The following is a 13,269-nucleotide window of genomic DNA, read 5'->3' on the forward strand; positions in this document are numbered from 1 at the left end:
GTCTGTCCTCCTATTGTTTTCAGAAATAATAAAACAGCAAAATCGCATGTTTGTTTAAAGCCAATCAAGAAAGTTTAAACAATTACGCAAAACATGAAACAAAATTGTAATTTTTATTTAAAACAGAAATGCGAAAAATACAGCAACAAGTGGATTCTCAACAACATCCGATTTTCAACTCGCAAAGAGATTCGATTTGTTAATCAAGGTTAAGGCGGTTTCGCTTTTCAGATAAAATGTTCTGAATTCCGTTTTTCATACTAAATTTGCAATCGTCTAAAAGAGAATCGCCCAAAGACTAATCAATTCTCTTTTCAACTTGTTTTACAACCTTGAATTTGGATTTCAATTATGGGTGTTTTAATCGGAATATTTGCAGCTTTAATTATCATTGTTGGTTTGGTTACCTGGTTATCGTCGAAGTTTAAAAAGGAAACTCCGGAGGGCACTGTGGAAAAGGAACCGGTCGAAATTCCAATCGATTGCTGCGGGGCGCATGAGGTTTGCGAGGTTGAAGAAATGCTGATGAACCCGAAAGAGATTGTTTATTTCGAAGACGAAGAATTAGACCGTTTCCAGGGAATTTCGCCCGATCGTTACAACGACACCCAAATCGAAGAATTCCGCGACGTGCTGTACACCTTGAAAGGCGATGAAATTAAAATCTGGCTACTCAGTATTGAACGTCGCCAGGTGCAACTGCCCAACATTTTGCGCTCGGAAGCTTTGATGTTAATTGCTGAGGCTTGATGACGCATCTTCAAAGAACAGTTCTTCTTTTATTTTTTTAATTCGATCCAGGGCATAGTTTATATTCACTCCACCCTCGCCCGCCGCTTTGGCATATTCGCGGTAATAGTGAAGTGCAATAACCTTGTTGGCGTTAAACTCTTCGTAAGTGGTAGCTATTTCAAACAGCAGCTCGTCTTTAGACGGATCAATTTCCAAGGCCTTTTTGTAAGCCAAAATCGAATCTTCAAACTTTCGTTGAAATCCGTAAACCTGACCCAAATGGTGATAAATTTCAGCCAGATAAGCGGGCGTAGCTGTTTCTACTGCCAGTTCCAGAAAACCGGCACTCTCATCAAAACGCTTCAATTTTTTGTAACATGCGCCCATGTAAAAATTCACAATCGGGTCATTCACAGTTACCTCATAACAGGGCTCAAGTGTCTGCAATGCTTTTTCCTCCTGCTTATCGAAATAGAGGCAAATACCGTAATTCTTCATTACATCCAGCGTAGAGTCGCCAACTGCCAAATAGTTTTCGTAAGCAAACAGTGCTTTGCCATATTCCTGAAAAGCGAAATAACTATCGGCTATTTTCAAAAGCAACGAGGGGTTCTTCGGGAAAAGATCCAGACCTCGCTCGCAAGTTACCACGGCGTTCGTCATTCGCTTTTGCTGGTTGTAAATGGTCGCCAGGTTTGTCCAGGTATTCAAATCATGTGATCCCTTTGCTGCGAGCTGCTCGTACAGTTTTACCGCCAAATCGTTTTTACCAATTCGGTATGCCGCGTAAGCGTAATAGCGATTGTAATATGTATTTGTTGAATCGCTTGCCCAAATCTCCTGATAGCACCGAAACGCATCCGGATAGGCCTTTAAACTGATATACGCCTGAGCGAGTTTCCCTTTCATCCGAACATCTGTTGGATCAATTGAAATGGCCTTTTTGAAATAGGTGACGGCATACAGATAGTTTCCCAAGGCTGAATGCGCATCGGCCAATTCTTCCCAGTAAATTGTATTGTTGGGTTCCAGTTTGCAGGCCTCATTTAAGGCACTGATCGCCGACTCGTAGTCCATCAATTTTTCGCAGACCAGCCCTTTCTTAAAGTACAAGCTGGCTTCGGGCGTCACATTCAGCTGCTGCTCGAGGCTATTCAACGCTTCTGAGTAATGTCGATTTAAGATTAGAAGATCTACTTCGTTTTGTGCCTTGCCGGAAGATACGATCATTAAAATCAGGCAGACGGGAAAGATGAATTTCATGTTTCTGGCTGGTTTTCGGTTTTTGTCAGGAGTTCGAGAGAAAAAAATCAGCCCACCCGTCATGAGCAGGCTGATCTATTTTGAGAATTGCTATTGCAATACAAAGCTGATTGGCACAGTGTAGTTAACAGCAACGGCCTCGCCACGCTGCTTTCCCGGAGTCCATTCTGGCAAAGACGAAACGACACGCAAAGCTTCTGTATCCAGACTTGTTTCTACTCCACGTGCGATTTTCGCATTCCTTACTTTGCCTGTTCTATCCACGACGAAACTGACATAGACTTTTCCTTGAATTCCTTTTTCCAAAGCCTGGGTCGGATATTTAACTTCGTTTGCAATGGCTGCGCGCAAAGCCGATTCTCCTCCCGGAAATTCAGGCATCTCATCGACGATGAAAAAGATTGGTTTTCCGTCAATTGTCTTGTCTACCTGTTCGCTTTTTGCAGACTTCTCTGAGGAGACAGTAGATGCCTCTATTTCTGTCTCTGTATTCGTTTTTCGAACAACCAGTTCGCCGTTTTCAAAAGATACAACCTCATAATCTGGTGAGTTTTTAAAGAATTCCAACGGATTATCAAACACACCGTTTGAATCGGAGTCTATATTTATAGCTGCCCGAGCATTTCCCCTTAGAAAAATGATTTTTTCCACTTTACTTTCGGTTATTTGCTCTTTATCCTCCTGCTTACACTCAACAGCAAATATTACAAGCAAACAACAGGCTAAGACTAATCCTCCAAACAGTTTTGCATGTGCTAATTTTGATGATTTTATTTGTGACATCATTTGAATTCGTTTTTTGATCAGAGAGTAATTAAAATTGTTGGCCAAATTGATTTGTGGCCCAACAAACTGCTGCAAAAGCAGCTTCTTATAATAACCGGGATTGGAGAAATGAGCCAGAACAGCCCTATCGGCCAGGTACTCATGATTCTCGCGCAACAAACGCTTCATCAACCAGAAAAACGGGTTGAACCACTGGAAAACGGTGAGCACTTCCAACACCAAAATATCGAAAGAATGTCCCTGCTTTACATGTTCAAACTCGTGAATCAGCATCTTGTCCCAGCCATCCTGAGTTTTCAGATTTTTGCCGGCAAATACATAGGAAAGAAAAGAGAAGGGTGTTACTTCGCGATCGAGTAAAACAAGCTTCATTCCGCCTTCGCGAATGACCTCGTTTTTATGAATGAGCCAGGAGATTTGGGCCAAACGCCATAGCAGGCGGAGTGCAAACAAACACACTCCAATTAAATAAATACCGATGATATAAGTACTGGCTGAAATCTCGCGTACAATGCTGGTTGACACTTCTGTTCCGTAAACAGAAACGGTTTCGAGCAAGTTACGGTAAGGCGTCACTGTGATCTCGTCCAACAGGACGGGCTGGCCTTCCCAAACACGTAAGTGCACGAACGGAAGCAAGGCTGAAAATGTCAATGCGAAAAGCAAAAACAAACGGTTGGTCCGAAAGAACGTTTCGCGTTGCAGAAACAGGAAGTACAGCAAAGTGAACAGTGCCAGACTAATTCCCGATTCGAAAATATAGTTTACGAAATCAACCATTGTTTTCCGGTTTATCGTCTTCCAAATCTTTTCCAACTTCGTTCATCAGGGCTTCCAGGTCCGAAAGACTCATGTTATCTTCCTTCGCGAAAAAAGAAACCATCTCCTGGAACGAGTTTCCAAAGTAGTTGCTTAAAAAATTTCTGAAATAGGTTTTGGTATAATCGCTCTTACTGATAAGCGGAAAATACCGGTGGGTCTTTCCAAAAGCTTCATGATCGACAAAACCTTTCTTTTCCAAAATACGAATGATGGTCGAAACCGTATTGTAGGCCGGCTTCGGTTCCGACATTTTTTCCAAAATGTCGTTCACAAACGCCTTGTCCAGTTTCCATAAAATCTGCATCACTTGTTCTTCTGCCTTGGTTAATTCTTTGATCATGATTACTTTTTGTTGTTTCGGATGAATTGTCTATCAAAATTAACTAAACAATTCGTCAATCAACTAATTTTTTAGTTAAAATGGCGAAAAAATTTTAAGGATCAGGTCGGATTAAAATGATTTGTTTCATAGTTGGATGATTTAATTTCTGAAACAAACCTACAACTAATATTTTAGTTTTCAAACTAATTTTATAGTTTTTAAACTATATGCTTAGTTTTTAACCATCAATTTCAGAGAATCACAACAGGAATAAAAGTGACAGAAGGCATTAGAAGGCAATTGGAGGTGATCAGAAACAATTGTATGGCTTTACACTTCTTATTGTTGCATTCAATCGCCTGCCATTGCTTACGATTGCTTCCAACCTACAAAGACTTTCGTCATAGCGTGCATCCAGATTCAAAAAAAAGGAGGCCTACCCTCTGGCAGACCCCCACGTTAGACTAAACGAAAGTGCTTACGCAGCAACTCTAAATTTTACTCTGATTGATCTTTTTTAGTGACTTTTTTAGACCTCATGATTTCGAACACTGTTCGTCTGTTCTCCTGATGCTTTTCTTCGGAGCAATCAACTCCGTCACCACATTCATTCACCAGTTGGCTTTCGCCCAGGCCTATTGTCTCAATCCGATTCCGGTCTATACCTTTACGAACAAGGTATTCCAAAGTTGCCTTAGCCCTTCGTTCAGAGAGTTTTTGGTTGTACTCATCTGTACCTCTGGAGTCAGTATGCGCTTCCAGTCGGATATCAATGTCAGGATATGTTTGCAATGCTTGAGCAATCCGGTCGAGTACGCGAGCTGCATCCGGCCGAATATTAAACTTATCGTAGTCGTAGTAAATATTATTCAAACCAATTCTTGTTCCGGCATCAAGCGGATACAGTTGGAAGTAGTAGAATAACTCACCCGGTTCCATTCCGTCAGTTGAGAATTCGATATCGGTTGACAAGAAATTAGCAGCTTCGGCCGATACCAGGTAATCGCGATCCGGTTGAATGTCTGCCTTGAAATAGCCGCTTGAATCGGTAAACGCTGTGTCAACAACCACGCCATCGCGAACGATTGTGATAGCCGATCCCGGAATTGGTTCGTCGCCCAAAATATTCACAACTTGTCCTCTCAGACGGTGTGAAGGATCCAGGTACAATACTTCTTCGCGATTCGCAAATTCACCTTCAGTTGTCAGGTTTATTTCCTGCTCTTTATCGTAGTACCCCAATTTCGTTGCGAGTAAATTGAAGCGTTCACCCATTTCGAGTTTCAGTGTAGTCCGCCCAACTGAATCGGTCATGTAAGAATCCACCACTTTACCTTTTGCATTTTTAGCGTCAACCTGTACTTCAGGAACGGGTTTTCCGGTGAAAGTTGACAGTACCAGCAATTCAATTTTATACTGGTCGGGAAGTACAATGTAAATATCATCGCCTCCCTGGCCGCCTCCGCGGTTTGAAGAGAAATAAGCATAACGCTCTGCTGGTCCGGGAACAAAGCCGAAATCATCTGCCTGCGAGTTGATATCATTGTCGAACGTTAAAACTTCGCTGGTTTTTCCTCCGGCGAACTTCGTGTAAAACACATCCAGACCGCCTTTTCCACCGTGACCGTCGGAGGTGAAAAACAGAGTCCCGTCAGCTTGCCAGAAAGGAAACATTTCCTTGCCCGCCGTATTCACACCTTCACCCAAATTAACAGGTGCCTGCCACTCGCCATTTTTGCGAACGGTGTAGTAAAGGTCGGTTCCACCAAAACCTCCGGGCATATCGCTGATGAAAACGAGCGTGTCGCCGGACGGATTCACTGTTGGGTGAGCTACAGAATAGTCTTTAGATGCAAACGGGAACTGGCCAACTTCAGTCCAACCACTACCGTTACGCTTGAACTCGGTAATCGCCAGGCGAACATTTTCTTTTTTGAATACAATGTTCTGCACATCGGTTTCCTCTTCGTAAGATTGGGTCAGGTACATCTCGCCGGTTGCCTGGCAGATGGACATCGGTCCTTCCTGAATCCGTGTTGTAATAACCGGAGTCCATTCGCCGCGCTTAGGCAAAGTACCGTCCGGTTGAATTGCAGATGAATAAACATCGTACAACAAATTGGCCTCGCTCTTTTTATCACCTTCAACTTTAACTTCCGAGTTATAGATGAGGTTTCCGCCATCGATAGCTGAAGCAAAATCGCTGGAAGGTGTATTTATTGTAGCATTTTTGACGCTGACTTTAACACCGTCGAATACTTTTTGAGTCTGGGCATACGTGCTAACCACAAAAAGCATTAAGGCTACACTGGTTAAAATTTTAACTTTCATAGGTCAAAGTTTTTGAGGTTAGAAATATCTGGGTGAAGTGAATGACTTAACAAGAGATCGCAATTCATAGGATATCATGATCTCGTGCGAACCATTTCCGTAAGATCCGATTTTGCCCAGGTTCAAGTCGTAAGCGTATCCTAAACGCAGTTTCTCGCTGATGATGAACTGAACGTTGCCGCCAAAGGCGCTACCTCCGCCGTTCCAGCTGGTTGAACGGAACATGCCGCCCAGCCAAAATTTCTCTTTAAACAAGAAACTTGCATTTAAGTCGTAAACGAAAGGTTGAGACTCGGAGTGGCGGAACATAACCGATGGTTTGAATTTAACCGAAGTTCCCATGTCGAATACATAGCCTGCAATCATGTCCATGTTCCGGTATTCAATATCGCTTTCATAGTCTCCAACTCCATTTTCAAAGTCGTTCTTCAATATTTTGGGAATTGAAAATCCGACATAGTATCGGGGAGCCGACAGGAACAAACCAACACCTGCATTGGGCATAAATTTCTCGCTGATTTCTCCCATAAAAGATTCATCTGTTTCATCGATAATCGAGTAACTCGATAAATAGTTTTTGTAGTTGGTAAAACCTGCCTTTAAACCAAGTCGCAAGCTTGCGTTATCACCGACTTTCAGTTTATAGGAATAATCGGTAAAGAACGCCAGGCGTTTTTCTTCGCCAATGTTATCACTAATTACTGAGAGACCTAAACCGATCCGTTCGTTGCGCAAGGGCGCCTGCACCGTAAAGGTGTGTGTCTCGGGAGCTCCGTCGAACCCGACCCACTGGTAGCGGCCAAGAACCATAAAACCTACGCATTCCCACGACCCTACATAAGCCGGGTTAAATGCTTGAATGTTGAACATGTACTGGCTGTACATGGGGTCATCCTGCTGACCGAATGAGCTCAGTGTGGTGCTGACAATCAATACGACACCGGCAGTTAGTTTGGCTAGATATTTCATCGCTTTCATCGTTCTTAAGTTTACCGTTTAACAAATACTGTCCCTTTGTGCACTATATTATCCAAGATCAGGATCACGAAATAGGTACCTTCAGGCACAATATCTCCGCTTCCTCCGACATTCGGCCGACCATCCCACCAAGCATCGGAAGTTCCCAATAACTGTTCATTTCCGTAGTCGTCCATTTCGAATAGTTTTGCGCCCCATCTGTTGTAGATTTCGATATGCGCATTCGAATACATATGAATACCGAGAACTTCGAGATAATCGTTTTTACCGTCACCGTTTGGCGAGAATGCGTTTGGAATTTTCAGAACATCGATCTGCGGATCGTGTCTCAGCGTTACAACTGCCTGGTCGCAAAGCTGTGCTCCTGCATTGTCACAAACCTCATATTCGAATGAGTCGTCACCGTAGTAGAACTCGTCCGGAGTATAAGTGAATGTTCCATCGGCGTTCCATACCAGCGTTCCGTGTTCCGGTTCAACTGTAATACTGGTTACCAATATTTCGTCGCCATCCGGATCGTAGTCGTTATCCAAAACATTCTTGTTTTCGTCGGTCATGATGAAGTCGTCATCAACAGCTACCGGCGGCATGTTTGTTTCGTCAACCGAGATGTAAACCGTTGCATTGCGGCAGAGTGTACTTCCCGACACGCAAATACTGTAAGTGAAGTTATCCGGTCCAACGTAGTCGGCATCCGGCGTGTAAGTGAACTCGCCACTTGCACTCATAGCCACAGTACCGTGAGTTGGTTGAATCTGCACTGACATTGTCGCGTCGTTGGCACTAATATTCACATCGTTGATGGATGCGTTTTTGGTGATCGCGTAATTTTTATCGGTTTCGTAAGCATCGTCTACTCCAAATACGCCACCATCCTGGTCTGAAGAAGCGTAGATCAACAGAACCTCAGCAGTTGCGGTACTTGAAGGATCGTTTTGTTTTTGAACCTCGTAAGTGAAGGTCACAACGCCTTCGTAGTTTGCAGGTGCGTTGTAAGTAAACTGACCGTTAGAACTCAATTGCAATTCACCAACTACCGGAGCAACGATTGGAGTTGTATTCACAACAAGTGCTCCTGCGTCCATATCGAAGTCATTCGCTAAAATATTGCCTTCCAACGGATATTCCGGAGCTTTTACTGCCATGTAGATGTCGGCATTGGCTACCGGCGGACGAACGTTCAGGTGATTTTTGTCAATCACTCTCAGGTAAACAATCGCCGGAGTCGATACTCCACTCACATTATCCATGATCGCGTATGTGAACTGGTCATCACCGCTGTACGATGCATCTGCTTCGTAAATGTATGTTCCGTCTTCGTTCAATGTCAGAATACCGTGGTCTGGATCAGTTAATTTAACTGCTATATGATCAGTATTCAGTCGCTTACCTGTTTCGCTTGAAACGATACTTTTCAGTCTTGAAACCTGTGCATCTTTTTCACCTGTAATAGAAGGACCTGACACAACGCCTGTTTCGTGGTAAACATCGTTGGTAAATACGTTACCGCCAGTTGCCATTCCCGAGAAGGTGTTGTTAATATCACCCATAGAAATCGGTGGATCGTAAACTGAAAGTATTTGAATGGTAACAGTTGCTGTTGAGCAGTAACCGTCAGCATCGCAAATTTGATAAGTGAAATTATCGGTTCCGAAGTAGTTCAGGTCGGGCAGATAAGTAATGGTACCATCGGCATTCACTGTTGTTGTACCATTTGAAGCATTGCTTACAATTGCCAATGTTGAAACATCGAGATTGTTGTCGCAATCCAGGTCGTTGGTCAATACATCGATTATCTCTTCTGTATCTTCTTCAATTACCCGGCCGTCAGCCACTGCTACAGGCTCAGACTTCAATGTAATTGTTTGGGTGCAAGTCGACTGGTTACCATTCACATCTGTAGCTGTCCAGGTTACAGTTGTTGTTCCGAATGGGTAAACAGCCGATGCATCATCCAAACCGTTGAAATCATTCACGATTGATTCAACGTTACAATTGTCGCTAGAATTTGGGGTGGGAACTGTAATCGCGTGATCACAGTCCGCTGAAGAAATTATTGTTTCTGAAATATCCCCGGCACAGGTAATTTCCGGTGCCTGGTTATCGATAACTACGATCGCCTGAGTACAGGTACTCATGTTACCGCTGCTATCGTATACAGTCCATGTTACATTTGTTGTGTCAACCGGGTACATGCCGCTGGCATCGCTGGTTCCATTGTAGTCGTTAATCAACTCGCCCAGTTCGTCGTTATCTGATACTGTAGGCGCTTCAATTTGTACCATAGCACCACACATACCGTCATCGGCAGTTACTTTAATTGTATCGGCTGAACAGCTGATTGTTGGCAACTGAATGTCGGTTACCTGAACCTGAACGCTACAACTTGCTTCGTTACCGGCAGCATCGGTCACCGTCCAAAGAATCTCGTGGAGACCTTTTGCCAAAGTCAATCCTGCCAGTGGCTCACCACCTGAAAGGTCGTTTACAATGCTCAGCAATTCAAGTACGTTATCTTTAAATTCTACATTGAATTCGTCTCCCAAAATGGTGTAGTAGCTTTGGCCTTCGTCTAACAAACGGGTGAAAACCAAATTCGGACAGATGATTTCCGGCAACTCAAGGTCGACAACCTGAACGGTTGTGGTACAAATTGATTCGTTTCCGGCTGCATCGATTGCTGTCCAGGTGATTGTATTTGTTCCAACCGGCAACTGAGCATTTGCCAAAGTTGCACTTTGGTTGAAATCGTTGACGATACTTGCTCCGGCAACATTGTCGCTGAAAGTCGCATCAAACTCAGTTGCTTGAACTGTGTAGTAATCGGCGCCCTCGTCGGTATTCCGAATAAAGCCCTCGCCTGCACAGCTAATTTCCGGTGCTTCGTCGTCGCTAACAGTTACAACCGTAGTACAGATTGCACTGTTACCAGCAGCGTCGGTTGCTGTCCAAATAACGGTTGTTTCACCTACCGGCAATGCTTCGCCAGCCAGGCTTGCTGTTCCGTTCAAGTCGTTGCTGATGCTTGCTCCGGCAACGTTATCGTTGAAAGTTGCATCAAACTCAGTTCCTTGAATAGTGTAAGTATCAACTCCCTCGTCTGTCATGCGTGCGAATGGTGAACCTGCAGCACAAGTGATTTCAGGATATTCATCGTCGCTTACAGTGACAACTGTAGTACAGCTTACACTATTACCAGCTGCATCGGTTGCGGTCCAAACAATCGAAGTTTCACCCACCGGCAATGCTTCGCCAGCCAGGCTTGCTGTTCCGTTCAAATCGTTACTGATACTTGCTCCGGCAACATTATCGCTGAAAGTTGCGTCGAATTCAGTTCCTTGAACTGTATAAGTATCAACTCCCTCGTCTGTCGTGCGTGCGAATGGTGAGCCCGCAGCACAAGTGATTTCAGGATTTTCATCATCACTTACCGTAACAACGGTAGTACAGTTTACACTGTTACCAGCTGCATCAGTTGCTGTCCAAACGATTGTTGTCTCACCTACCGGCAATGCTTCGCCAGCAACACTTGCTGTTCCGTTCAAATCGTTGCTGATACTTGCTCCGGCAACGTTGTCGCTGAATGTTGCATCGAATTCAGTTCCCTGAACCGTGTAGGTGTCTGCTCCGTCATCTGTCATGCGTGCGAATGGTGAACCCGCGGCACAAGTGATTTCAGGATCTTCATCATCACTTACAGTTACGACTGTTGTACAGATCGCGCTGTTGCCAGCCACGTCAGTTGCAGTCCAGGTAATTGTTGTTTCACCTACCGGCAATGCTTCGCCAGCCAGGCTTGCTGTTCCGTTCAAATCGTTGCTGATGCTTGCACCGGCAACATTATCACTGAAAGTAGCGTCGAATTCAGTTCCCTGAACCATGTAGGTATCAACTCCGTCATCAGTCATACGTGCAAATGGTGAACCCGCAGCACAAGTGATTTCAGGATCTTCGTCATCGCTTACATTAATAACTGTCGTACAAGTTGCACTGTTGCCGGCAGCGTCGATGGCTGTCCAAACAATCGTAGTCTCTCCCACCGGAAGCGCTTCTCCTGCTACAGTTTCTGTTCCATTTAGGTCATTGCTGATGCTTGCACCTTCAACATTATCGCTGAAAGTAGCGTCGAATTCAGTTCCCTGAATGGTGTATGTATCTACTCCGTCATCCGTCATGCGAGCAAATGGTGAACCCGCTGCACAATTGATTTCAGGATTTTCGTCGTCGGTTATTGTGATATTCTGAACACAGGTGCTGGTATTTCCATGGATGTCAGTTACGGTCCAGGTAATGGTTGTTGTTCCAACCGGATAAGTATCGCTGGCGTCGGCTGTGTTGTTATAGTCATTCACAACGCCGGCGACCCCGCAATTGTCGCTTGTTGCCGGAGCACTAACAACAACTGCTGCGTTTGGTACGCCGGCATCAGCTGTTTGTGTTTGGTCTCCTGCGCAAGTAATTGAAGGATCTTCGTCATCTGTTACAACTACATCCTGGCTACATTGATTTGTATTTCCGTGAATATCGGTTACAGTCCAGGTGATGGTTGTTGTTCCAACCGGGTAAGTATCGCTTGCATCGGCTGCACCATTGTAATCGTTGATCACTGTTGCAACAGCTGTATTGTCATTAACTGTTGGTGGAACAATGGTTACTGCTGCCGCGCAAACACCGGCATCAGCTGTTTGAGTTTGACTGCTCACTGAACAGTTGATCGTTGGATCTTCATCATCAGTTACTGTGATGTTTTGAACACAAGTGTTTGTGTTTCCGTGAATGTCGGTTACAGTCCAGGTGATGGTTGTTGTTCCAACCGGGTATGTATCGCTGGCATCAGCTGTATTGTTATAATCGTTCACAATTGCTGCAACTCCACAATTATCGCTTGTAACAGGTGCTGTAACAATAACGGCTGCATTGGCAACGCCTGCATCTGCTGTTTGTGTTTGATCAGTAGCACATGTAATTGCCGGTGCTTCATCATCAGTTACAATAACATCCTGACTGCAGGTACTTGTATTACCTGTGTCGTCTGTTACAGTCCAGGTTACAGTTGTTGTTCCTACCGGATAAGTATCACTTGCATCCGATGTATTATTGTAGTCGTTCACCAAGGAAACAACCATATTGTTATCACTTGCATTCGGAGTAACTACAGTTACAGCTGCCTGGCAAACACCAGTATCAGCAGTTTGAGTTTGGCTGGTTACGGCACATTCAATTGTTGGTGGCTCATCATCAGTTACCTTAATCGTTTGTTGGCAAGTACTTGTGTTGCCACTACCGTCAGTTACTGTCCAGGTTACCGTAGTTGTTCCCAATGGATAAACGCCACTCGCATTTTCAGTTCCTGTTCTGTCGTTTACAACGCTCTGAACGCTGCAGTTATCTGATGTTGATGGACTAACAACTATCACACTTGCTTCTGCTTCACCTTCGTCAGTTGTTTGAACCTGGTTAGGAGCGCATGAAATTGTTGGATCTTCATCGTCAGTAACTGTGACAGTCATCACATCCTGTGCTGTATTAGAGGAAGCATCAGTCAATGTGTATGTGATCGTAGTCAACCCAATGTTGAACGTTGCAGTTCCAATTTGTCCAATACCGCTTCCGGTTGTAACACCGGTCATCTCCCAAGTCAAAACACTTGAACAATTGTCATTGATTACCGCATCCGCAATTGCTACATCAACGGTACAATCTCCGGTTGCATCAGCAGAGGTTGTTGTAACCACATCTTCTGCGGCAGTTACTGTTGGATCGATATTATCTTCTACTGTAACTGTGGCGGTGCAGATTGAGCTGTTTCCGTTAACATCTGTTACCGTCAGTTCAACATTATTGGATCCGACGTTATCACAAGTGAATGTGTCATTATCGATTACACTGGAAGTAATACCACAAGCATCTGATGCTGATTTTGTAACATCGGCTGCTGTAATGGAAACATTGCCTGTTTCATCCAGCTGAACGGTGATGTTCTGGCATTCGACTGCCGGAGCAACTTTATCTTCGACTGTTACAACTGCAGTGCA

At 44.3% G+C, this 13,269-nt stretch carries 7 protein-coding genes; 1 reads left to right on the plus strand and 6 read right to left on the minus strand.

Features of this window, described 5'->3' with window-relative positions; genetic code table 11:
• Window positions 1-351: 351 nt before the first annotated feature.
• Window positions 352-750, plus strand: a complete 399-nt coding sequence (locus BC643_RS18135) for a hypothetical protein (protein ID WP_120274678.1) — start codon at window positions 352-354, stop codon at window positions 748-750.
• On the opposite strand, the gene BC643_RS18140 is transcribed toward BC643_RS18135, so the two are convergent.
• The 6 genes from BC643_RS18140 to BC643_RS18165 all read right to left on the minus strand — a co-directional run.
• Window positions 733-1,995 (minus strand): tetratricopeptide repeat protein, encoded by a 1,263-nt coding sequence (locus BC643_RS18140; protein WP_170154616.1) that lies wholly within the window; start codon window positions 1,993-1,995, stop codon window positions 733-735. The two genes, BC643_RS18135 and BC643_RS18140, sit on opposite strands and share 18 nt — an antisense overlap.
• Window positions 1,996-2,085: 90 nt before the next feature.
• Window positions 2,086-3,561, minus strand: coding sequence for a M56 family metallopeptidase (locus BC643_RS18145; RefSeq protein ID WP_120274680.1), 1,476 nt, complete (start codon window positions 3,559-3,561; stop codon window positions 2,086-2,088).
• Window positions 3,554-3,943, minus strand: coding sequence for a BlaI/MecI/CopY family transcriptional regulator (locus BC643_RS18150; RefSeq protein ID WP_245995019.1), 390 nt, complete (start codon window positions 3,941-3,943; stop codon window positions 3,554-3,556). Before BC643_RS18150 ends, BC643_RS18145 begins: the two co-directional genes overlap by 8 nt.
• 480 nt (window positions 3,944-4,423) lie before the next feature.
• Window positions 4,424-6,256 carry an OmpA family protein gene (locus tag BC643_RS18155; RefSeq protein WP_120274681.1) on the minus strand — a complete coding sequence of 611 codons (1,833 nt, stop codon included), beginning with the start codon at window positions 6,254-6,256 and terminating at the stop codon, window positions 4,424-4,426.
• A gap of 18 nt (window positions 6,257-6,274) precedes the next feature.
• Window positions 6,275-7,234 carry a PorP/SprF family type IX secretion system membrane protein gene (locus BC643_RS18160; RefSeq protein ID WP_120274682.1) on the minus strand — a complete coding sequence of 320 codons (960 nt, stop codon included), beginning with the start codon at window positions 7,232-7,234 and terminating at the stop codon, window positions 6,275-6,277.
• 11 nt (window positions 7,235-7,245) lie between these two features.
• The coding region (locus BC643_RS18165; RefSeq protein ID WP_120274683.1) for an HYR domain-containing protein at window positions 7,246-13,269 on the minus strand (6,024 nt) is incomplete at its 5' end.

Source organism: Mangrovibacterium diazotrophicum, from assembly GCF_003610535.1.
Classification (GTDB): domain Bacteria; phylum Bacteroidota; class Bacteroidia; order Bacteroidales; family Prolixibacteraceae; genus Mangrovibacterium; species Mangrovibacterium diazotrophicum.